Source organism: Vibrio sp. Y29_XK_CS5, assembly GCF_024181835.1.
GTDB classification, from domain to species: Bacteria; Pseudomonadota; Gammaproteobacteria; order Enterobacterales; family Vibrionaceae; genus Vibrio; species Vibrio harveyi.
Genome location: NZ_JAMZAM010000015.1, coordinates 16,971 through 40,870, shown reverse-complemented (window position 1 = coordinate 40,870; position 23,900 = coordinate 16,971). Strand labels below are relative to the sequence as shown.

General features: G+C 39.3%; 14 protein-coding genes and 9 pseudogenes. 17 read left to right on the top strand and 6 right to left on the bottom strand.

From position 1 onward, the window contains the following. The 4 genes from NL647_RS26320 to NL647_RS26305 all read left to right on the top strand — a co-directional run. Nucleotides 1–559 (top strand): IS5 family transposase (locus NL647_RS26320; RefSeq protein ID WP_253650880.1); only part of this gene is annotated, 559 nt, incomplete at its 5' end. A 142-nt stretch (nt 560–701) separates the two neighbouring features. Further along, complete coding sequence (locus NL647_RS26315) at nt 702–1,178, top strand: recombinase family protein (protein ID WP_253650879.1); 477 nt, start codon at nt 702–704, stop codon at nt 1,176–1,178. A 125-nt stretch (nt 1,179–1,303) separates the two neighbouring features. Further along, entirely contained in the window at nt 1,304–2,173 is an 870-nt protein-coding gene (locus NL647_RS26310) for a hypothetical protein (protein ID WP_253650878.1), read from the top strand. Nucleotides 2,174–2,190: 17 nt separating this feature from the next. Beyond that, on the top strand, nt 2,191–2,652 hold the full coding sequence (locus NL647_RS26305) for a hypothetical protein (RefSeq protein WP_367618298.1): 462 nt from the start codon (nt 2,191–2,193) through the stop codon (nt 2,650–2,652). A 35-nt stretch (nt 2,653–2,687) separates the two neighbouring features. Here NL647_RS26305 and NL647_RS26300 read toward each other — a convergent pair. After that, nucleotides 2,688–3,421, bottom strand: a pseudogene (locus NL647_RS26300) (Rpn family recombination-promoting nuclease/putative transposase); the annotation flags it as partial. A 221-nt stretch (nt 3,422–3,642) separates the two neighbouring features. Between NL647_RS26300 and NL647_RS26295 the strand changes: the two are divergent. The 3 genes from NL647_RS26295 (at nt 3,643) to NL647_RS26285 (ending at nt 10,879) form a co-directional block, all read left to right on the top strand. Further along, complete coding sequence (locus tag NL647_RS26295) at nt 3,643–8,562, top strand: CyaA/EF/ExoY family adenylyl cyclase toxin (RefSeq protein ID WP_253650876.1); 4,920 nt, start codon at nt 3,643–3,645, stop codon at nt 8,560–8,562. 641 nt (nt 8,563–9,203) lie between these two features. Then, a complete protein-coding gene (locus tag NL647_RS26290; protein ID WP_253650875.1) occupies nt 9,204–10,001 on the top strand; it encodes a ParA family protein in 798 nt (265 codons plus the stop codon). Then, nucleotides 9,998–10,879, top strand: coding sequence for a ParB/RepB/Spo0J family partition protein (locus NL647_RS26285; protein WP_253650874.1), 882 nt, complete (start codon nt 9,998–10,000; stop codon nt 10,877–10,879). The genes NL647_RS26290 and NL647_RS26285 overlap by 4 nt, the downstream gene beginning before the upstream one ends. A 554-nt stretch (nt 10,880–11,433) precedes the next feature. Here the strand turns inward: NL647_RS26285 and NL647_RS26280 are convergent. The 3 genes from NL647_RS26280 to NL647_RS26270 form a co-directional block, all read right to left on the bottom strand. Further along, nucleotides 11,434–12,678 carry an IS91 family transposase gene (locus NL647_RS26280; protein WP_253650873.1) on the bottom strand — a complete coding sequence of 415 codons (1,245 nt, stop codon included), beginning with the start codon at nt 12,676–12,678 and terminating at the stop codon, nt 11,434–11,436. Nucleotides 12,679–12,686: 8 nt separating this feature from the next. Next, entirely contained in the window at nt 12,687–13,001 is a 315-nt protein-coding gene (locus NL647_RS26275) for a hypothetical protein (RefSeq protein ID WP_253650872.1), read from the bottom strand. A gap of 567 nt (nt 13,002–13,568) precedes the next feature. After that, entirely contained in the window at nt 13,569–13,652 is an 84-nt protein-coding gene (locus NL647_RS26270; protein WP_253650881.1) for a Hok/Gef family protein, read from the bottom strand. A 592-nt stretch (nt 13,653–14,244) separates the two neighbouring features. On the opposite strand from NL647_RS26270, the pseudogene NL647_RS26265 reads away from it, so the two are divergent. Continuing rightward, nucleotides 14,245–14,472 (top strand): annotated as a pseudogene (locus NL647_RS26265) (transposase); the annotation flags it as partial. Nucleotides 14,473–14,563: 91 nt separating this feature from the next. Here NL647_RS26265 and NL647_RS26260 read toward each other — a convergent pair. Continuing rightward, nucleotides 14,564–15,443 (bottom strand): annotated as a pseudogene (locus NL647_RS26260) (IS3 family transposase); the annotation flags it as partial. A gap of 53 nt (nt 15,444–15,496) precedes the next feature. Here NL647_RS26260 and NL647_RS26255 point away from each other — a divergent pair. The 5 genes and pseudogenes from NL647_RS26255 to NL647_RS26235 form a co-directional block, all read left to right on the top strand. Then, a pseudogene (locus NL647_RS26255) lies at nt 15,497–16,131 on the top strand (IS3 family transposase); the annotation flags it as partial. Between the two features lie 32 nt (nt 16,132–16,163). Continuing rightward, nucleotides 16,164–16,274 (top strand): annotated as a pseudogene (locus NL647_RS26250) (IS3 family transposase); the annotation flags it as partial. Nucleotides 16,275–16,296: 22 nt separating this feature from the next. Further along, nucleotides 16,297–16,419: pseudogene (locus tag NL647_RS26245) on the top strand (IS630 family transposase); the annotation flags it as partial. Between the two features lie 56 nt (nt 16,420–16,475). Beyond that, nucleotides 16,476–20,000, top strand: coding sequence for an ATP-binding protein (locus tag NL647_RS26240; RefSeq protein ID WP_253650871.1), 3,525 nt, complete (start codon nt 16,476–16,478; stop codon nt 19,998–20,000). 12 nt (nt 20,001–20,012) lie between these two features. Further along, the gene (locus NL647_RS26235) at nt 20,013–21,761 is read left to right on the top strand and encodes an EAL domain-containing protein (protein ID WP_253650870.1); all 1,749 of its coding nucleotides are present in this window, start codon (nt 20,013–20,015) and stop codon (nt 21,759–21,761) included. A gap of 17 nt (nt 21,762–21,778) precedes the next feature. Here the strand turns inward: NL647_RS26235 and NL647_RS26230 are convergent. Further along, a pseudogene (locus tag NL647_RS26230) lies at nt 21,779–21,919 on the bottom strand (IS5/IS1182 family transposase); the annotation flags it as partial. 131 nt (nt 21,920–22,050) lie between these two features. Here NL647_RS26230 and NL647_RS26225 point away from each other — a divergent pair. The 4 genes and pseudogenes from NL647_RS26225 (at nt 22,051) to NL647_RS26210 (ending at nt 23,823) form a co-directional block, all read left to right on the top strand. Continuing rightward, a pseudogene (locus tag NL647_RS26225) lies at nt 22,051–22,370 on the top strand (IS66 family insertion sequence element accessory protein TnpB). A 62-nt stretch (nt 22,371–22,432) separates the two neighbouring features. Beyond that, entirely contained in the window at nt 22,433–22,699 is a 267-nt protein-coding gene (locus NL647_RS26220) for a DUF6444 domain-containing protein (RefSeq protein WP_253650869.1), read from the top strand. A 71-nt stretch (nt 22,700–22,770) separates the two neighbouring features. Beyond that, the gene (locus NL647_RS26215) at nt 22,771–22,983 is read left to right on the top strand and encodes a hypothetical protein (protein ID WP_253650868.1); all 213 of its coding nucleotides are present in this window, start codon (nt 22,771–22,773) and stop codon (nt 22,981–22,983) included. A gap of 3 nt (nt 22,984–22,986) precedes the next feature. Next, a pseudogene (locus tag NL647_RS26210) lies at nt 22,987–23,823 on the top strand (IS66 family transposase). The last annotated feature ends 77 nt before the right edge of the window (nt 23,824–23,900 follow it).

Genomic DNA, 23,900 nt, shown 5'->3' with positions numbered 1-23,900 from the left:
CACTGGCCTCAAGGTTTATGGCGAGGGTGAATGGAAGGTCAAGAAGCATGGTACTGATGGGAAGCGCAGAGTCTGGCGTAAACTGCATATTGCAGTAGATACAAGCACTCACGAAATAGTCGCAGCAGAGCTGAGTTTATCTAACGTAACTGATGCCGAAGTGCTCCCCAACTTACTCAAGCAGACGCGTCGTAAAATCATTGAAATATCAGGTGATGGTGATTATGACACAAGGAATTGTCATGATGCGATACGGGTTAAGCGAGCGGTTGCGCTTATCCCACCACGAGAAGGGGCTGCATTCTGGGAACAAGGACACCCTCGCAATTTAGCAGTAGGTTGTCAAAAGCTCTACGGCTCCAACAAGAAGTGGAAAAAGCGGTATGGCTATCACAAGCGCTCACTATCAGAGACAGCAATGTACCGAGTAAAACAACTGCTAGGTGGGAAATTAAGCCTAAGAAATTACAATGCTCAGGTTGGCGAGACTTACGCAATGATCAAAGCGCTGAACAAGCTTACAGGACTTGGTATGCCTGAAACTCATTATATTGCTTAAGAACTGAACAACTTTAGGCTGCCATGCCTTCCCACCGAATTAAGCAACAAAGCCAGATACGGCTCAAAACAGTCTCTAAACCTTGGGTATTATGGTATTTATAGAAAGATCTATAATTCTCTATTACATTTAAAGAAATTTTATGTTCTATGCATATATAAGGGTCAGTTCTTCTGACCAAAACTCAGCAAGACAAGAGCAAGCCATCACTAAGGCTGGGTATGATATTGCTCAAACAGTGATAGAAGTCGCTAGCGGAAAGGATATACACAGACCAAAACTTCAACAATTACTGAACCAGCTATCAACAGGGGATGTTTTGGTCGTTCATTCCAGTGACCGGTTATGTAGAAATATGATGGACATGTGTGATTTGACGCTCAAACTTCGTCAGCAAGGCATATCACTCATGTTTATAAAAGAAAATATCCATTTTTCGGCATCGAGAATCGATCCGTTACAAGAATTACAGTTACATATGATGTCGGCTTTTGGTCAGTTTGAACGAGCGTTAATTCGAGAGCGCCAAGCGGAAGGGATAGCAGCAAAAAAACACGAGGAGAACGAACGGGACGCCCTCCTTCTGATAGGCGTAAAGTCGCTTTGGTTGATGAACTGAAGGCGAAAGGAATTCGCCTTAAATTAGCCTGTGATAGTGTGGGATTAGGCGTCTCGACTTATTACAAACTGAGAAAACAGTTACAAAGGGAACAACAATAAGACTAACAACAGAGGGTAGTATCGATGAAGATGGTGATAGAAGCGGTAATCATACAAGATGATGGTTCAACCTATCGTAAAGAGCTATTAGAATTAGAGTCATCACTTCACCAACCCCTTCTCCCTGGACTATCCATTGATAAATCAAAAGCACTGCTCAAATCGACACAGCAAACATTAGTTGATGCACAAAGCCAATCTTATATGCAACGGCATCGATGCTGTCCAGAATGCGGCAAAGAACGCCGAATCAAAGGGTATCAACATCGTAAATTCGATACGTTATTTGGACAAGTTCCCATTAAAGGTTACCGCCTTTATCGCTGCCCTTGTGAGGATTCACCATTCCAGACGGTAAGCTTATTAAGTGAATGGTTACCGAGTAATGTCCACCCTGAACTCAAGTGTTTAGAGACGAAATGGGCTTCATTAATGTCATATGGTCTGACTGTTGAACGGTTGAAAGATATTCTACCGATCAACCAAAAGCTGAATGCAGTGACGGTACGTAACCATTTAATTGACGTGGCCAGAAAACAAGAGTCGGAGTTAGAAAGTCAATCAGATAGCCTCGACGGTTATCCAGTGGACTGGGAAAATTTGCCTAAACCAGGAAAACCAATAGTGATTGGGTTTGACGGTGGTTATGTAAGAGACAGTACTAATCGTAAAAGTAACTTCGAGGTGATCACAGGGAAAAGCTTCTCAACTCAGGTGAAAGCTAAGCGATTTGGCTATGTCCAAAAAATAGAAGCCAATCGACGCAAACGTATGATTTCTTTATTAACGTCTCAAGGAATGCAAGCTAATCAACAGATCACGTTTCATCTGATGGTGCTGAAAACTTACGGGAGATGCAATACCGACTCTATCCAGAAGCGGAGCACATTCTAGATTGGTTTCATATTACAATGAAACTGACAGTCTTGAATCAATACGCTAAAGGCGTATCCAACAGCTCCCCAAAAGAAGGGCTAGAGATGCAAGAACAACTGGAAAGTGCTAAGTGGTATCTGTGGCATGGGAATACACAAGAAGCGATTTCTCAACTTGATAGCTGTGACGAGCCTGAATTTAAATACCCAAACCGGAAAAAATTGGTTCACTACGTAGAAGAGTTAATGACCTACATCAAGAATAATCAGTCAATGATCCCTAACTATGGTGAACGTTACCGTTATAACGAACCAATATCGACTTCTTTTGTTGCATCGACGGTGAATGAAGTGGTATCCAAGAGAATGGCGAAGAAGCAGCAAATGCAGTGGAGTCAGCAAGGTGCCCACTATTTGCTTCAAACACGAACAACGGTGCTCAATGGAGAGTTAGAGACAGTATTTGAAGGTTGGTATCCTGAACTGAAAGCCGCTTAGCGGGTAAGGATGTCCCACCGTTTTTTATGCTCTCCTTGTAAGCCTTGTTCGCGATCGCGGGCTTCTAATTGTTCTGCTACTGTCATGAAACGTCTGGAACTTGCTGAGCTAATGTTCGCATCAAATCTTCTAGATTTGATGTCTCCCCTACTCTCAGAAAATACTCTACTAAACTGTCTAATTGATTGACTGTTATTAAACGTTCTAATAACAGTGTAACCAGTGTGTCTGTAAAATCCAACAGGTCTCTTTGTCGTATATGTTTTTGGACCAGCTCTAACAGCGCTACTCGTTTATGCTGAATGATTTCATCATCTGGTATCACCGTCACATCCACTAAGGGGAAATCCTGGCCATATAGTGCTTTCGCTATTTCTGGATTTTCAAATTCATCCAGCCAATTTGTGCTGTATGGGTAAGGACTTGTTCTTCTATGATAGAACAGTAATGGTACAACCAAAGGCAATGTATCATTATCGGCATCTAAGTGTTGCTTCATTGATGCAATAGCATATCGCATCAACCTAAATCCCATGTGCTTATCTGGACTGCTTTGATGCTCGATCAACGCGTATACATACCCTACCCCACTTTTTGTTTCCATCGAATAAAGTACGTCCGAATAATACGGCACTAGTTCCTCTTCCAAAAATGAACCGGATTGAAGCTGGAGCGTATCGATATTGCAGATTTGTTTGATGTGTTCTGGCAAATGGATATTTAAGAAATCCTTTGCGGTTTCTGGCACGGTCAAGAATGACTTAAACAAGCCATCATTCGAGTGACGTTATCGACAACGACGCTAAAAAGGAGGTGTGTCCATCACATCAAAGCCCTTTCATATTCCGGTTATTTATGTTAAATCATGATTGTAAATTACGTGTTCTCGGTAAATAACATTTGCTGATGTTTATGTTAATTTCATGTTAATTTATGGTTATTTTACAAAACACTTTATTTTAATTGAAGAGTGTTCTCTTGGTTTTTAATATGAAAAAAGAAAAATCATTTAAGCGTAGCGCCTTATCTTTAGCTATGTTGGTTTCGGTATCATCGTTACCTAGTGCTGTACTTGCTTCTGTCGAAATTAATTATCGGGCAGAGAATATATATAATTCAGATGCGAATAACTATGGATGCCAAATTTCTTTAGATGCTGCTGTTAAATCTGGGTATAAATTATTAGATGGGTCAATTGTTAACGTAGAAATATTACGTTTCAACAAGGAAACTGAAAACCCCTATATCGCGCATGAGGTATTCTTTGGTGTACTAAAAGAGCAAAATGGACGTCTAAGTCTGACACGTGAAGCGATGATCCATGGTGATCAGGACCCAAGCGCGACATGTATTGTGACCAATGTGGGCTTCTCTGGATTGGTTAGAAGTGAGCTTAAGAACAAATCTAGCGATTTTCAGTCAGGTATCGCTATATATGAAGAGCAACCTGTAAAGGCTGGACCGATATCAAGTTTAACAACGCTTGCTGACATTCTGAGCGTTCCTTTCATAATGAGTTTGAAGGAAGATGCTAGTTCAGAGTTGGTAGATATGTTGCCATTAACAGTAGGTGATGGTGATGAACGACTCAGAAACACAAGTAATGTTGAAAACTATGCTGTTTTCTTTAAAGAAGTAATGTCAGGAAAGACGGGCGTTAAAGGTGCATTCAAAAATGGATTGTCTCGTAATTTTCTTGAAGAAAAAACAAAAGATAGAATTGAAGAATTTCTAGTCAGAAGCCTAATTGAGCCAGCAGAAGTACACCGATTGATTTCTTCAGAAGTTGATAAGACCTTACTTGCCACACTGCTGAGGAAGACGATTCTCGCTGAGTTAGAACAAGACTCTTATTTTGAATACGGTAGTGAGCAGAATATTCAGGCAACGCTTGCTTTTCAATATTCCTCAGCCATCTCATCAAGCATGCAACTGATTGAGGATGACGCGCAGCTTTCTAGCGCACTTATCGCTGAATGGAATAAGATTGAAAAAAGCTATGACGAAATGTCAGAAGCAGCTTTGGATATTGGGTTCCCATTAATTTATGCAAAGAAAGATCTAGAAGGGAAAAAAGTATCTATCAGAACGCTAGAAGAATCTGGAGTGTATGTCTCTCATGCGCTTGATACAACAATGGGAGATGAATTCAATGTAAACCCTTATGAGCCCATTTCTGCTTCGATTCCTGCTGGTTGGTCAATTGCTATTTCTGATAACTACTCCCTAGTAGGGCAAGGAAAAAAAATAATAGAAGGCCCGTTCAGCGGTAATTTACCAATGTTCTGGGAAAGTAACTTTTCCTTGAAGCCACTATCACTCGTTGCGCTACCTCCTCCAGATTTTGTCCCTCAAAACGAAAGTTTGGATAGTCCAATTAATATACATCCTTCAGATGCTTACATGCATATGCAATTGGCGATGAACTATCCAGATTTAGACGGCATTGATTTAGCGCGAGAAGTCTTTTCTAGTAATAACTCAGATGTAAGCATCGACGTTGAGGCTGGCACGATAAACTATTTGAAGTCAGAAGGTGGTTTTCTTGGAAAAAATTTCGTCCAAATCGCCAGCACAGTTTATCAAAAGGAAATCGATGACTTAGAAGATTGGGAAATATTGAGTGTTAAAGCTTCGCTTGATGCGGTGGGAATTGATACGACCTTTGCTTACGGCTCCCCAAACAATATCAAGTCTAGTTTGTTGCATCGACTCTCTTTACAACTGACAGAAAATGCGTTGGAAGCCTTTATAGGTAGTGGGTTAGAACCTGCCTTATTTGATGAATTGGAGTCTCAAGGTTTAACACAGTTGGATGCAAAAAAGGCATTTATTGACCTTGTTTACAACACTTTCACCAACTCAAATCTTGGGATGAGATTCTCGTCATCAATGAGTGAGGATATGAAAAAACAAGCGGTCTATGATTCGTTAATGTCTTGGTATAGTGCCAATGAGGATCTTAAATCTGCGCTAGTTGCTGTAGATTACGATTCAGAGGCGGGTCAACATATTTTTAATTACCCGCTTACTGATGAGCTTTACGCGAAAGGACGTTTGTACACTTATGGTGCTACGTCTGAAGAGGTAGAAGAGCTTTGGAGACCTTACCTAAAACATGGACGACTCGACCTTTTGCATCTCCATGGGTATAAAGTACAACCTTGGCTGATAAATAAGGATAAAAACGAACTTGGCGCACTAACCAACACGGTGCAGTGGGAATGGCATCGTAATCACGAAGTCTTGTCTCAGAAGCTTGGGCTATTCTTAGGTACAATGATCGACGCTAAAGCAAAATTGACGGGAAAAAAAGCATACACAACACAGGTAGCATCTCGAGGCGATGCTAGGTTGCATCATGGCGTGAAACTCTATCAGGTCAGGCAGGACTCTAGTGCACTGGGTCAAAGCACATTAGTAAGTAGACCGAATATAAACCAATATGTGTTAACAAGCACTAGTCTTGGTTACACTGTACTTTTACCGAATTCGATTCCTGGATTGTTTGATACGGATAAGATCTCGTTTAGATATGCCAATTTGGATTATCACGATATAAAGGACGAGTCTCCTTTATTTGTGGAGATGAGCCCAAATGTTGCAAAACAGTGTGAATTGGAAGATTTCGAGTCAATGTATTATGCATACAACTACTGTAAGTCAATATATACGCAGACAGGTTCCAATAACGTCGGAGACGCAGATCTCATGGCAAGTTTGATTACGAAGCATCTTATTGATAATCGCGATCAGCTAAAAACAGTAACAACAGATTCGGACTATATAAAGGGAGTATTGCAGGCAATTGTACCTGTATGGGCTACCGTAGAAGACTTTGAAAAGGGTAATGACGGTATGGCCACGTTGGGGCTATTGTCAGATGTAGCCTTCTTCCTCCCTATTGGGGAAGCCGTATTTACTTCTGCGAAATTAACGGGCAAGGTTGTCTCGAATGCGATTCCACGCAAGTTTAAAGTTTCGAGTCGTTTTAATAAGGTAACTATTGGAAGCAACACACGTGTTTCAGGTCAGGTGTTTGATATTGATGTTAAAGCAGCAAAAATTGAGGCTCGAAAAGCATGGTTGAATGTTCCAAAGACCATATTGAACGAAATGAATCTTATTCCTGTTGGCGACATTGTAAAAGGGGTGAAATCAGCATCTTTGAAGATTAAGCAACGTGTAAAAAGTGTAAAAATTAACAACACGGCCCCTTATGCTCCGAAGGTCTACCAATCTAGAGATTTTAGAATTTCATCAAGTGACCGACCTGACTTTGATCCTGATGCGATAGTTGGTATCCCAACTAAAGACCGTGAGGCTTTTGCAAGTGTCGCTGATGCTGAGAACTCTGTTATCGGTGTGCGTTTTGTCGATCCTAATAACCGCAGTTTATTAGAGTCAGGACTGTATAGTAGTAAGAGCTTACTTATTAAATCAAAAAGTTCTGATTGGGGACCTCACGCTGGCTTTATTCCGGTAAATCAGAAATATGCGAAATCTTCTGCTCAACGCGACGTCGTTAAGTATAACCACTACTCTGACAATGCCATCCAAAGTAAAGCGGCGCTACCAGTGCCTCTATCAATTGATGACAAGCGTCTTAAAGAGTTGCAGAGTGGTGATAACCCGCTTATACCTGAGCTTATCGAAGATCTAGATAGTGGGATGTTAAAAGGGACGTCAAATGGTGTCGACTTTTATTACCAAGAGCATGACGGCCTTTGGATGATTCACGTTAAGGATGGATCTAGCATTCCAGCACCGCTAATGGTGATGGGGGACTACACTAGCCATAAACCAATGACAGCCGACTACGATTTGTTCAGTGTTATGGCTCATATTTCAGATTATGGTGTGTCTGATTTGGTCAAAGTTCCTTTGCCTCACGCGAAATGGAAAGCTACCATCGAAAACCCTGATAAATTAAGTCCCGATTTGAAAGAGCTTTATGATAATGAAGACTTATATAACAAGGTTAATAACATGCACTTGGGGGCGATATCAGAGCGTGTTAACAGTTTAAAAGACAAAGTTAACAATCGTCTTGGTCGTGGAAAAGGGATGGAACTTATCCACCATGGAGCTGATGAGTCCAACCCATTCCCTGACATAGAAGCTAATTTCCCCGCGACTTATTTTGTGCCTAAGCGATATTTAAATCACGATGCGTTTGGTCCAGGGCAAGGTTCGCTAAGGGATTACTTCCAAGTTGATGAGGTAGGCACTGTCATCCTCAAAGATGTAGATGATTTTGCCAATTTTCATCAGTTGATGACAAATGTACAGTTTACAGGCCCACTGAATTCACTGTGGTCTAAAGAGTATGGACAACTTGCGCGTAAAAATCGACTATCACACGCCTACTTGAATGCTCGTGAACAGGTAGAAGCCTTGCTAACTCAAGGGATTGATGTGGCACAACTTAAAGTATATATACCGGGTGTATTTGATGAAATGCTACCACCGGGAAGAATACCGGCCAAGCCGATCGAATCATTCCGAGTTTATAAGGAAATTATCGATATTGTTGAAGATTCTAGCGGCGTGCATAGCGCTACTTTGAGGAATTATTTGGGAGGCTTTGGTTGGGTTGGCCGTCCCGCGCGTGTGGTTAGAGTTGGATACTATTACTACTACGTAACCAAAATCGATAATGAATATTTCCTGACAGACGAAAATGGACTAAAAACGTTGCGGATTGTGAAGGACGAAGAGGGATATTGGGTAGCTGACGAGCCTCTACCTGATGGAGGTAATGAGGAAAATGAAGGAGGGATTGAGCCGCCACCAGATCTAGGTCCGGATGAAGGAGGACAAATTCAGCCGCCACCAGATCTAGGTCCTGGTGAAGGAGGACAAATTCAGCCACCGCCAGACCTAGGGCCACTGATGTCCAATTACTAACTGACTTAATTGTTCGAAAACGCCCAACGACTTGGGCGTTTTTTTGCGTTTAAGACATATCTAAGTGGCATAGGGTCATGCTTTTTTAGTTGGCTCTGTCGCAAAGTTTTTGTTAGATGTAGGCGTACTTATCTCCAGACTCAATTACGCAGCGAGCGCGTAAAATCTTAATAGTAGTATAAGTACTGAGTCGATGTAAGAACGAGAAATAATTATTTATCAATATCTTAACCCTATAAATGCACACTTTCTTTCCGTTGGATATCAACCCCTTTTACTTGACTCTCTTTCATCTATTCAAACATGCACCTCTTCCAAAGTAATAGCTTAATTATTTTGGAACACAGCCTCCTAAGTAAATTATAGAATTAGTGTTTCCACTGGAAGCAATATGATGATAACTTTGTGTCCATTGGAAACATCAAGGAATCATGATGGCCTCACCAGAGTTAGCATCAAAATTGGCTGAACTAGTGAATAAAGCTGGCAGTACCAGAAAGGCTAGCTACCTTATTAAGAGTAGATTTGGCGCAGCGCCAACCCATTCAGCAATTAGTAAAGCAATGAACGGAGCGTCGACTGATTTTATTGTTAGTTGCTACATAGACGCACTAGAAAACGAAACTAAAAAGGAATCTCAGATGGCGACAAAAGTAGTGGCAATTGCAAACCAAAAGGGTGGTGTTGGTAAAACAACTGTCGTAGTGAACTTTGGTTTATCTATGGCTGCACTTGGTAAGAAGTGTTTGTTTTTGGACATCGACCCTCAAAACAACTTGGGTGAAACTTTAGCCGCTGAGCTTATGGGTAGTCCTGAATTTATCAACGGTACTCACTCAGCAAATAACATCAATATGTTTGACTGGAAGACGGATGAACCGTTTGTTCCTGAGCCTTTCAAAGTGTCTGAGAATGTTTATGTGATTGGATCTTCAAAGAAGTCTGGCAATATCACCAACGAGAACATTTATAACCTAGCTGATTCTCTAGATTTAATTAAGGGTCAGTTCGATTATGTGTTTGTCGATAGTCCACCAACCGCAGGTATGCTTCAACACGCAGCTTTAGCAATCTCTGATGCAGTCCTTATTGTATCACAGCCTCAAGCTCTTTCTGTGAAGGGGGTAAATCAGTTAATGACAACCACTAGGCAAGTACAACGTAGACTCAATCCAAACTTAAAACTTCTAGGTGTGTTGATTAACTTAGTTAAGCGACCTGCGTCAAAGAACCAAATGGAAAATGAAGAATTGCTTAGAGAAAAGTACGGGAACATCATTTTCCCAACAAATCTATACGATACAGTAAAAGTTAGTGAGGCTCTTGAGTTGGGGAAAAGCTTGGCAGAGTATAGTCCTAAGCATGCAGACAAGTTTGGATTTACGGAATGCTGCGAAGAGTTCATTGCTCGCCTTGAGTCTAAAGAGGTGACTGCATGAGTTTAAGAAATAGAGTTGGTAATGGTGGGCTCGATGATCTTTTTGATGAAAGCGAGGTTCAGATTCTTGATGGTGAAAAGATACTGCGGATTCCAAAGGATTTAGTTTACGCAGATGCTCAGGTTCGTATAGATTTCAATGAAGAGTCGATTAAGGAACTATCGTATAATATTGAAGAGAATGGTCAACTTCAGCCAATAATTGTTTTTGGCGTGGATACTACGGGCAAACATAAGATACACCAAGGAGAAAGGCGGTGGCGAGCTGTTATGTTAAGTAACCGCCTGACGCACATAGATTGCATTGTTCGTAACTCTGGGAGTATTTTTCAGCAACTTTCCGAGAACATACAACGAGAGAATTTAAATGCAATTGAGATTGGTAAGGCTATTCGCAATATCAAAGAAAACGAAAAGCTAACTGGTAAAGAGATTGCTGATAAACTGACAATTTCAGAACAGATGGTTTCCATGTTTAACGGCGTGGTTGATGCAGATGATTTCATTTTAGATGCGTATCGTACTGGTGTGGTTGGTGACGCTCATGCCATCAACGAATTGAAGCGAGCTTCTGTGATCAATAGAGCCGTGACTAAAGAATTTGTGGGAACTAGTTATGAAATCACTAGAAAATCAGCTGAGGCATTCAAGAAGTCCCTGTCAAAATCAGATAATGTGACGATTAGAGCTGAGAAGCCTAAATCGAAATCGTTAGCTGGATTTGACCTATCTAAAGGACAAAAAGCGGAGATGACTCTAAGCCCCGATTTTCGCAACTTGACTTTCAAGTTTAACCGTTTAGGTAAGGATGCTAACGAGATATTAATTAAGAAGATTGAAGAAGCCATGCATGAAATCGAGAAGCTGAACCTTCAATAAAATGGAATATCACCGGTGATATTCCATATGATTTATCATTAAAACAATGGAGACTTTGTTGAAAATAAAACAGGGCATAAGTTAATTAGGTCTGTAGTTATGAATGTAACACACTAATTAGATGGTACACCCTACACCTAAACTACACTCATAGAAGAGGGTGAGTAGTGGATAAAAATGTTTGGGATCCATGCCCAAGTTAATAAGGCGTTGTTTGATATAGAGAGTTGATGCGTATGGTTTATGGCGCAATATATTGTTGATCCGCTCTTTGACTTTACAATCACTAACTTTTGCCATCCCTTCCTCTTGTTGAATGAAAAGCAAGCAATAGGTTGATTTTATCGTAGACAATGCTTTAAACGAGATGGCGCTTCAAGTATGCTCTGCTCAACTTGATGGTTAGGAACTTCAATCCTAACCATCAAGCAAGTTTACGAGGTAGCGAAGTGTTTTGGGTGTTATTGCCCTAAAGATAAATTGAACCAATGATGAGTTAATCAGCTAACACGGTCGTTTTTGCACCTAATTTACTGATTTTAGATAGACCTATCCTACGCAGCTACGCCAAGCCGTCGCGATTCGCGCATGTTCATCCGGCGACTATCCAACAACTCATGATTTTTTGAGCCCGTTGTAAAACATGTAAACACCATTCTGTTTCCGCACAACACACACTTATACGGGTCGTTACCTGTAAAGCCTTTGTATTGCTTCACATACGTGAGCAGCTCTGGCTGCTTTGGTGCTTTCTCTCCCAGAGCTAAATACACCAGAGGCAGTAGGCGCCCTCGTTTTCTGTTGGACAGAAAACCGTAATAACGCACCATTTTAAAATGGTGCTGTGGGATATGACTCACATACCGTAATATCATTTCTTCTTGCGTTAGCGTTTTTCTTTTGTGCTTCCCGTTTCGATGGTCGAGATATTTAAACACAACGGTGCCGCCACTGTAGTGGCGTAACCTCGATGCTGATATCGGCGGGCGCTTCAGGTAATGACCTAGATAATTCACCGTCTGCTTTAACTCTTGCGTTTTCTTTGCAAAATGAATATTCCAGTAACGTTGATATTGACGCTCTAAGAAGAAGTGCCATTGCCGAGAGTCCTGGATGTGGTTTGTGCTCAATGTCGATAAGTTGAGCTCACCGTACTTTCGTCTGAGTAACTCGATTAAACATCGGCGCCAGTGGTATTCTACATGCTTCTTTTTAAAGTAGATGGGCCGCCAGATGTTGTGTTTGTCTAATCCGCCGCGAGTCACGGATAAGTGAATGTGTGGATGCCAGTTGAGACCACGACCGTAGGTATGGAACGCACCGAATATACCAACCTCAAGCCCATGCTTCTTCGCCCATTTCAGTAGTGTGTCAGCTGCCAATGAGAACAAGTCATTGAGCAGTGTTGGATTGGCTTCGAAGATAGACCAAAGCTCGCTCGGCATGGTGAACGTGATATGTTGATGCTCACAGTCTGGCATGACATCAAGCTGAGTGGATATCCATTGCTCGGTAGATTTGGTGCCACAAGAGCTGCAAGCCTTCGTCTTGCAGCTCTGACAGATGACTTTTGTATGCGGGCAGTTTGGAGTACCACAGTCGTAGTGTTTGGCGCCCATCATATTGCTACCGCACGCCAGCATTCGTTCTACACAAGTGATTTGCCAGAGACTGAAGATCTGGGCATGCTTCCAAAGTACCTTTTCCCACGCGTTGTCCTTTTCAAAAAGGAGTTTTTTGGCTCGTGGGACAAATTCATTTGGTGTGTGGCGGCGCTTGCGATCGGAATATTGAACCACGTAAATCGTTAAGAGGCTTCGTCGACCTGTTTTACGCGATGAAAGGTTGGTTCTACTTCATCTAGAACGTGGTACGTAAACTCATTTAGGTCAATGTGCTCTTTGAGCACATTGAATGCTGGCGTATCAAAGTCATACTCAGCGCCAAGTGCTAATCCATCCAGAACATGATGCAAATAAACGGTTTGGTAAACATGACCTTTGTTGACCGGAGCCAGTTCTCGCAATGTACTTTTATCGTGAGAGACAACCAAAGATGCGCCGTGGCAAAGCGCGACCGAGCCGAATTTTACGGCATAGAAGCCGAGTTTTACTTTTTTCATGAGAGTGTTGATAGGTTAAATTGTTTTCTGAAGGGGGAGGATAGCGCACTCTGAATGAGCAGGATATCAATGAATTAATAGCGCCCTTGCTCGATGCGTAGCATCGCTATCTTGATTGGTCGAACCTTGATTATAACGGTGGGGGATTAGATGACCATTGTGGTGGGTTTTATAACTAAGGGTACCAGTTGTTTTGATGAGCCCTCGCCGATATCTTACTAAATCTTCGAGGGTATCCGCATCGCTTATCTTGTTTTTTAGATGCTCCCAGTAGTACGCGAGAGAGTCATTCTTTTGGTGCTCTTTTACCATGTATTTTTGTCAGTAAGAGTAAGGGACGTTACTCATTCGTTGAAGGCACAATCCAAGGTGATTCATTGTGTTTTTTGCCTAAGCATGTCCCCATCATTCAATATAGTGGGTGGTCAGGGGAGTGTTAGCTAAAGCTGAGCACCGCCGAGGTTCTTCATAAACACAGTTTCTTTAATCAATTAAGTAGTTAAGTAATATGTGGGCTCAGGACAGAATCAGGAGAGAGCTCCAGCTATACTCTCATCTGTTCAGCTACTATCTCGATTCGTAGGCTAGTGTTGCCAAGAATGCCGAGTTCCCATTCCTTACTTGAAGCTCACAGAGTGAGTCCCACACCATTCATGTGAAGCTTAATAACGTTAAAAAAATAACGTTCAAGCTTAGTAAAGCGGTCTTTTGTTTTGGCATTTCACTTGCCTCCTGTCGTGATAGAGGCTAAGATTCATCTTGCTAGAGATATACTTCTTAAAACCTCGTTTGAATTTATAGTTCATTCGTTTTTTTTGATATTTATCGCCCGCAAAGATTTGGATTTTTGCTTTCAGTAAACCACCAAAAGCTCCCGACGCTATTCTAAAGCCTTTCCAATTACTCCACTATCTTTTTGTTTATTCAAATTTTTTATTTACCATATTTTGACATTCATTTATTTGTAATGAGTGGAAAGAAATCTAGTTGTTGATGGGATTTTCTTACGGTCGTTATAATATTGTTGCAGCGCATCAGGCGTTGTAAATCTTGGCTAAGGCTACCTATCGAATTCGATAGGTAGCCTTAGCCAAGATTATGATTGATAGTTTCGTAGGTTATCAATCCACCAATCATTAGGTGATCATCATGATTACAGCATCTATCGTTCCCATTACGGAGTGTCTGTACCATCAGTTTTGGACACTGCGTTAAGTGAGTACAATCGCTAACGGGGTGGACAATGCCAACCAAGAAAACACGAATCAAACATGCTCCCGAATTTAAAGCCGAAGCACTTAAGTTGGCTGAGAAAATCGGTGTCGCTGCTGCACGACAACTATCGTTATATGAATCTCAAATATATGGGTGGCGTAAAGCCGTTAAAAAAGAAGCGAAAATCAGCGACAGAGAAAGAGAACTCGCCACTGAAAATGCCAAGCTCAAACGATTACTGGCTGAGCAAGCTGAATAGCTAGATATCGTAAAAAAGGCCTCCACCTATTTCGAGAAAAATCTAAAGTAGATTGTGACCCGTCCTGATATAGGTTGACACTTTTAGTTAAAGCTGTATGTGGTCTCTGTTCATTATAGAGTTTCACCGACTCAGCAACCATTTTCTTAGTTTCATTCAAGTCATTCGGCTTAGTCAGCAAGTTCTCCATCTTTAAGATACCATTTCCCCTTTCTGCTAGAGCGTTTTGATAACAGTCGTATCTATCAGTCATAGAGCATGTCACATGATATTTTCTGTGTAATGACTGATATTCCTCAGAGCAGTATTGAAGCCCTCGATCAGAGTGATGGATAAGCTCTCCTTCATATCGCTGCTTTTTCAAAGCCTTTAGGAACGAACTCTTAACGACTTGCGTCTTCATATTATCGTCGAGATGGTACCCAACTATCTTCCTTGAGTAGGTATCAGTGATTAAGCTGAGATAAGTATTTCCTGCTCGCGTTGCCAAGTAAGTAATATCAGCGACCCACAGCTGCTCCGGTTTATTTGGAACTGTGCCCTCTTTGATTCGGTTTGGATGGCAGTGGAGCCAGTGATGGCTGTTTGTTGTTCGATGATAAGCCCTACGGTTTAAGACCAACAGGCGATGCTGTTTTAGCAACAAAAATAGACAGTCTCGCCCTATATAAATGTTATTCTAACTGAGTAAGTACCTGAGCTTTCGAGCTGCTCGAGTTCTTTTATCCGTTGTTCCGGAGTTTGGGTAGAAGGAGAATCAGGCATACCATTACCTACTGTGTTTGGTTTCTCTATTCCTTTAGACCAATTTAGCTGACCGTGCTTACGAAGCCAAACTAAGACAGTAGAACGACCTTGTATTCCATATCGCTCTTGAGCTTGTTTATAGGTTTTCTACTTGGTTCAACAACCGTCAATTTAAAGGCAAGAGAATAATCTCGTTGGGTTCGTTTACTCGTTGATTTCATGACACTCTCCAATTTCATGCTGGAAATGTGTCAACCTTATTTAGGACGGTACAGAGAATGGAAATAAGCTCGATGTAAAGACCATTGCTTCGAGTATGAAACGTCAGAGCTTAGTTGCGAAAGCCGCCCGTAAGTTTAAATGTACGACAGACAGTAAGCGTAAGCTTCCTGTTGACCCGAACTTGCTTGAGCAAAACTTTAATGCGACAGCGCCGAATCAAAAATGGGCTGGAGATATAATCTATATAGCGACAAGCGAAATTTAGCTGTTGTAATCGACTTATACTCACGGCAAGTCGTTAGTTGGTCAATGAACACTAGAATGACGTCGACTCTGGTCTGTGATGCGCTCTCAATGGCATTATTTTGCAGAGGTATACCAGAAGGGGAGATTATCCATAGCGATAGAGGTAGCCAGTATTGTTCAAAAGACTACCGAGACTTAATTGTATCCCATAATCTAAAACAAAGTATGAGCAGGAAGGGAAATTGTTGGGATAACACTTGTGTTGAAAGATTTTTCCACTCAATGAAAGTAGAATCCGTCCAATATGAGCCGATAATGACGTGAGAAGAGATGCGCCAAGCACTTTTTGAGTACATCGAAGTTGATTATAATCGAACAAGAAGGCACAGTGCTCTTGGGTATCTAAGCCCAGTTAACTTTGAAAAGCAATATGTCGCTTAATGTGCTGTCCAGTCTGGCTGAAGCACATTAAGATTCGGTAAGCACTTTTTGAGTACATCGAAGTCGCTTATAATCGAACAAGAAGGCACAGTGACCTTGGGTATCTAAGTCCTGTTAACTTTGAAAAACAATATGTTGCTTAATGCGGTGTCCAGTCTGACGGGAGCAGATCACAATGTTTACTTCAAAAGAAAGTGGGACTTCAAAGCGGCAATAGATCAATTTTTTACTGTTACTCTTCGAGAAATCGCAGGCACGTTAGCATCTCGAATTAGTGATGATTTTTAAGTGCCCAAGCCTGCATATTAAAGTTGATTCATTAAAATAAACTATGTGAAGGTACTATGACAATAAAAAAATATTTGTTATTAATGCTATGCGTTCTTTCCTTTGATGTTGTCGCAAATATTGAAGTAAATCACTTACCAAAAAGAGTAAAAATAGGCGTACCTTCGACACCGATAATGCCTTACTGGGGTGGAAGTGTAATCTTACCTACAGGAATTATTGATGACATAATTAATATTATTGAAGTGCAACTGAATGTTGAGTTTAACTATGTCCCTTTTGATACTATTGTTGATTTGGAACAGGCTTTAAGAGAAGGGAAAATCGACTTAGCAATTAGTTTTATAAAAGATGATGAGAAAAAATCTGACGTCATATATTCAGATTTCCTTTTCCAAGATGCAGTTGTTGGGTGGGTTTCTTCAAGCGCAAAAAATAGAGCATTGGATACTCTTACTTGGGGATGTTGGGAAAATTCAATTTTTTGTGAGTTAGCTAAGAATTCTGGTTATAAAATTAAGACCTTAAACGATAGTAAAAATTTTCATGAGAGTATAGAAAAAAAAGAAATTGATTCGGTGGTCGGATTATATAATGTAATTAGGTACTATTTTTTAGATGAGGAAGGAATTGTTTTCAATGAGGATTTTGGAAATGTTGGTTTTTCCTTTTCTTTCCGAGAAAGTAATAGACTTTACAATGACTTGCAGATTTTTATATCAAAATTTAGAAGTGAAAATAAAGTATTTTCTTCTGAAGAAGTAAAGAAAGGATATAGTTTTAATCTGGATGATAAAAAGCTGATTGATTTCTCAGGAAAAGTTATAAAATATACCATGAGGGATGATATATTTCCTTATTTTTACTTTGATAAAGAAAAAAAAGAGTATGCAGGATATGTGTATGACATATTGAACGATATTCAGTCAATTACGCCTTTAAGTTTTGTCTATATCCCTATGGAAGGGCGAGATGCTGAAGAACTATTGGAAAATGGAATAGTGGATTTGATTCCTATCGGCACAGAAGACTCTCATTTTAATAGAAATCTGGAAGATACAAAAAATATGATAGAAGTCCAATTCTCTTATGTAGAGGCGAAAAAAAATATTAGAAATAGAAAAGTTGGAATATATGATAGGTTTGGATATTATTACAATAAAAATAGTAACAAAAATATTGTTAATTATAATGATATAAGAAAGCTAATACTTGATTTAAAGCAAGGAAAACTAGCAGGAGCATATATAAATAAACAACTTTTAGAAAGTCTCGTTTATTACGATAAAGACTTCGATCTTAATATTTCTTATGATTATAAAGATAAGGATTTTCAAGTCTTTTTACCTATGATTATAAGAAAAGGAGATGTGATAACAAAGCGTCTAATAGAAGATTCGTTCAATATGCTGTCGAAGAGAAACATGAAGAAGAATATCGAACAATATAGCAAGGTTAGATATAATGTTGGGTATGATAAATTATATATAAAAATACTTCTATTTTTCGTGCTAGTAGCATTTTTCATAGTTACCTTTATTTATTATCTATACGTATTCAATCTGAAGAAAAAAGTAGAAGGTGCAAAAAAAGAAGTTAAACTATCCGAAGCACAAAGTAGATGGCTATTAAAAATTATCAATAATCTGAATAGTGCAGTTTGCATTACAGATGGTAAAAAAAATGTGTTACTGACTAATGAGGAATTTATAAAGTTAAAAAACAATTACTTTTTTAAAGACGATTATAGCTTTGTAGTGCACCTGTTAGATATAACTAGCACACGAATTTTTGAAGACTTTTCTCTAGAATTTTCGATGCTTATGCCGAATAGTGACAAGACTGAGAATTTTTATAATATAGCAAACAATTCAATATCACATTATGTTGAAAAGATAGAGTTGCATATGATAGTTGTTTCTGATATCACTTTGCAGAAAGAAAGAGAGAAGATGTTGACTAAAATAAGTCTCGATGCAGAAAAATCCTTAATTCAAAAGAAAAAATTTTTAGCTATCATAAGTCATGAATTGAGAACACCGATTTCAGGAATCACTGGCATCTTAGAACTTTTACAGAAAAAATCTCAAGATAAAATTACGAGTGAAATGCTATTTAATGCTATTGCATCTTCAAATAAGCTGAAATTACTTGTTGATAATATTCTTGATTTCTCTAAGCTTGATGCTAATCAATTAAGCATTAACCTCGAGCCTGTAAATATAGTTACTGAGATTTGTCCTATAATTAAAGGTTTCGAAGTGTCTGCAAAAAACAAAGGTTTAGATTTTATAGTAGACTGGATTCCTAGCAACGTTGTATTTTTTGAAACCGATATACTAAGGTTTACTCAAATTATTTCTAATGTTCTTTCAAATGCAATCAAATTCACTAATGAAGGATTTGTTGAAATAAGAATAATTCTAACGACTAATAAAATAAAATTAATAATAAAAGATAGCGGAATTGGTATGACGAGGGAGGAACAAACAAAAATTTTTGATCCGTTCGTACAAGCACAAGATAATATAACAAGAAAATATGGTGGAACCGGATTAGGGATGTCAATAGTTAAGAACTTAATTGACATGATGTCTGGAAGTATCACACTAGATAGCTCAGTAGGTATAGGAACGACTGTAACACTTGAAATTGAAGCAAAAAGTCAAAAATTAGATTTTGGAAATGAAATCTTTTATCAAACAGTTCGAGATAAGAAATTGGTCGAATGGTTAAACGTATTGCACCTTTCTTACGAGTCTTGTGCAGATTTTAGAGGGATTGACAATCATTATAATTTCTACCCGGATACTATCTTTCATACTTTATCAGACTCTAGGACAGATGATTGTGCGGTTTCATCTTCTCCCACTTTATTAAGCGGAAGAGTACTAGTTGTCGATGATGATCCATTAAATCAGTTCGTTATTATGAAACAATTAGATAGTTTAAACGTCACTTATGAAATTGTTGAAAATGGAATAGAAGCACTAAAAGTGTTGAACAATAGTTTTGACCTGATCCTGACAGACTACCATATGCCGAAAATGAATGGTTTAGAGTTGATCAAAAAAATAAGGTCTTCAAACGAAGAATACAATAATATCTCAATTATAATTTGTACTGCTGATAATTCAGAAACAGTTTCAGATAAATTTGATAATAGAATATTTGACTCAATTCTATATAAACCATATTCGCTGATGGATTTAAACAAAGTTTTGAGTAAGTTTTTACCAATTTCAAGCTCGATTACAAATGAAAAATACGGTGTTAAATTAGAACTAGGAGCTTGGTTCGGAAATATAAATGAACAGGATAAGGTTACGATGGCGCAAGCAATCGTAACTTCTCTTAATCTGTCAATTAACGAGCTGATAAATAATAAAAATAACAATGCAACTATTAGAGATACGGTACATAGGCTCAAAGGCACTATAGGTATTCTCGAGCTCGATGGAATTATAAACCTATGTCAGACATTAGAAGAAACACCTAGTAATACCAATGTTATTAATGAACTAATTGAAGAGCTAAATATTATCATAAATGAAACTAAACAATATCTTCAAGATATATAGGAGTATAGGCTTATGAGGATTTTAATTATAGAGGATGATCCTCTTCAATCGTTGAACTTGAGATTAAACTTAAATTACCTTGGTTATAATAAAATCGATATTGCGAGCAGTTTGTCTGATTTGGAAATTATCATTTCAGAAAATGATTATTTTGACATTGCGTTTTGTGATATAAAAATGCCGGATTGTGATGGGGTTTTATTATTAGCAAAATATTTAACTCCTGATTTCGTGAGTAGAATAATAATTTTCAGTTTAGTTGATATTTCAGTTCAGAATCTGATATTGGGGATGTGTAATCAAATTGGTTATAAATATATATCTTCTTTGCCAAAGACTTATAAGAGGTTTCAGTTAGAAAATGAATTAATGATGCTTTTGGAAGATATTAAAAATAATGACAAAATGGAAATTGGCGTTGTTTTGACAGAAAAGGAAGTTCAAGAACTTTTCCAATTAGGTTGTTGTTTTAATATGTATCAACCTCAATTTAGTTTTGCAACTGGCGAATTAGTTGGTGTCGAATTATTAATAAGAATGCGTCACTCAGAATATGGAGTATTATCACCAAGTACTTTCCTGTCTCAGGTTATGTCGTTAGGATTATCATATGAAATGTACCTCCATAGCCTGAGAGAAGCTATGTCTTCTTTAGCTACGTTGGACAGTCTTGTTAATTTGTCAATCAATATTAATCAGGACATCTTAGAGCAGGACCTGTACGAAGTCACAACAAAAATCTGTGATGAAAATAAATTCTCTCTCGAGCGGTTGATCTTGGAAATTACAGAGGAACAAGCTCTAAAATTTACTTCTAAAACATTAGAAAACATTGCTCGATTGAGCCTCAAAGGCGTCCGATTTTCTGTTGATGATTTTGGTACAGGGTATGCTTCTTTAGAGCAATTGATTGATCTTCCGATCTCCGAAGTAAAAATTGATAAACGATTTATTTCGGATGTGGCTGATGATTATAAGCACCAACAGCTTACGATCGCAGCAGTACGTCTTGCCCAATCCTTAGGTCTTCAGTGTGTAGCTGAAGGGGTTGAGGATAAAGAAACATGGGAATACTTGAAAGAGTTGAATGTGGATACATGCCAAGGGTTTTATACCGGGAAACCTATGGAATTAGAGGCTTTAACTTCTTTACATAGCGTAGTAAAAACTCAGCCTAAGAAAGACGAAAAAAATAATTTCAGTTCTATTTTATATTTCGATTTTATAAATATTAGGGGACAGGCCATGGTGAAGATATTATCAAAATTTTTGCCAAAAAATGAGATCAAATTAATATCAAATATCGAATTATTATTTGATTCATTAAATAATAATTTTGATTATATTTTAGTATTTGATGCTGACTCTTTGCAATTTTTAGAAACTGAAGAGATTAAGCTATTAAATAATAAACTTATTAACGTTGATGTTGTATTCGTCTCACGCGATTGTCCAATAGAAACTCCTGGATTAGAAATTGTTTTTCCTATTATTAAAAAACTCGAAAACATGCAGGAAACGATTGGTGCTCTTTCTGATTATTTAGATGAAAATTATAATAATAAAGATAAAAAAATTACACCTAAATTATCCAAGAGAGAACAGCTTGTTGCCCAACTTTTATTAGCGGGCTTCACTAATAAATATATTTCTTACGAAATTGGAGTGAGCCAAAAAACGGTGAGTACTTTCAAAAGTAGAATATTTAGTAAAATGGGAGTAAAGACGACTCTAGAACTTGCGAAAGCACTTAACATGTAAATTTGGAGCTTAAGAATCTATCCAAAAAGGGATTTATTCCAAACAATGAGGTCGCAAGCAAAGTGCAACATGGCTTCGTAGTTTTCTATTTTCTTCTCCCAACGAACAAGTAATCTACGATAACGTTTTAACCAGATATGGGTTCGCTCCACTACCCAACAATGAATCTTAAAATCATCTGATTGTTTTAAGCTCGTCGTGATTGAACAGTAAGCGCTCCATAAAACCCGCATTCTAGTCGCCTAGCGCGAAGAATAAGATCAAATCTCCGACCAGAAGGAGATTTGAAATGGGAAAGCGACACACTAATCAAGAATGGCAAACGCTCATCGAGCAGTCTGAATCGAGTTCATTGTCAACGCTTGCATTTTGTAAGCTCAATGAACTCAACCCCTCAACGTTTTATGCTAAGCGCCAGCAGCTTAAAAAAGCGAATATCTCTCAAGGCTTTGTACGGGCAGAGGTCGTCGAAAAGACAACGAAATATCAGGCTCAAATAGCCACCGCTAACATGACACTTCTCATCAATGATGTGGAATTGAGCATTCCTCAAAGCACGCCCGCTGCCTACCTGCAGAACTCATTGGAGCCTTGACACAAAAAACGTGACCAGTCGCACTTGATCCCACTTTGCCTATTGAGTGATCATTTCTAGCCTTCATGCTTAATGCATGAAAAAGAAAAAATCTAAATTCTCATCTTCGCCGCCCGTAGCCTCAGATATCAACGAAGCGAATGCTCTGTTCGTGGAGCTCTGGGAGCAGCTGCGCCACTATGAGGACAAGCTCAAAACTAGCAGCGCTAATTCATCTAAATCACCTTCATCCGATGGACCCAAAGAGTGGGCTGAACGAAAAAAGCTCAAAGCTCTAGTGGTCGCAATTCGAGAGGAGCTAAACAGGGTCACGAAGGGCATAAACGACAACTCTCAGAACTAAAAGAATCCGATACTATAGTTGACTGTTACTCTGAAAACACATGTCCTTGCTGCGGCGACGCTGACCTCGAAATGAGTGACAAAGCGTTTCATCGCCACCAAGTTCATGAAATCCCACCACCACGCATAGACATTACCGAATATCAGCTCTATTCAGGTAAATGCACGCAATGTGGAGAAGTCGTAAAAGCACAAAAACCCAATGACATCCCTCAAGGGATTATGGGATCAAATTTAATGAGCCATATCGCCATACTGGCTGGTCAATATCATCTCAGCATTTGAAAAATACGCTCCTTACTGCAAGAGCAGTTTGGCACGACCTTCTCAGTTGGAGCCATAAGTGAAGCGCAAAGCCGCCTTGCCTCTATGCTGACACCTCTGCATCAAGCAATCAAAACTAATATACAATCTGCGCCATTGGTTCATGTAGATGAAACGTCTCACTCGAGAAACGATGAGGAGCGTCTACGTTGGTGCTGGCTAGTCACAAGCGAAGACTTAGTTTATGAAAAAATCCTTTACTCTCGCTCTACGCATTCAGAAAAAACGGTACTGGATTCAGACTATTGTGGCATCGTGGTCAGTGACCAATATAGTGGCTACAACTGGCTTTCTCAGGATAAACATCAACTATGTTGGTCGCATGTTATTCGCAATTTACAACAAATTGCTGACTACTCGGGCAAAAGCCACACTGCCAAAATAGGTCAGCGCCTTGTACTGCTGAGTAAATTAGTCTTTCGAACTCGCCATCGTTGGGAGGCAGGCAAAATCGATGACGATTTATACCTAAATCGGTTGAATCGTCTACGATGTCGTTTTACTCATTGGCTGGAAAAGGGGGCAAAACAAATCCCGATTCAGCGCTATTGAGGGCGATGTCGAAAACTTAAAGAGCATAGCCAAAGTTTATGGCTGTCCCTAACCCATCCCAAAATCCCTCTCACCAATAATGAAGCAGAGCGACGGTTGCGTGGGTTCGTTATTCAGCGAAAAATCAGCTACGGAACAACCTCAGATGCAGGCGATAAGTTCCGAGATAGGCTGCACTCGTTAATAGAAACCTGCAAGAAGAGACAGATATCTTCGCTCGAGACTCTAACTCGCATTGAACTGATGTGATCTCACAGCAACCGTACCCTAATGTCTTCGACCTAAACGAAACTAGTTTTTACGCAAACGCTTAGTCAATAAGCTGT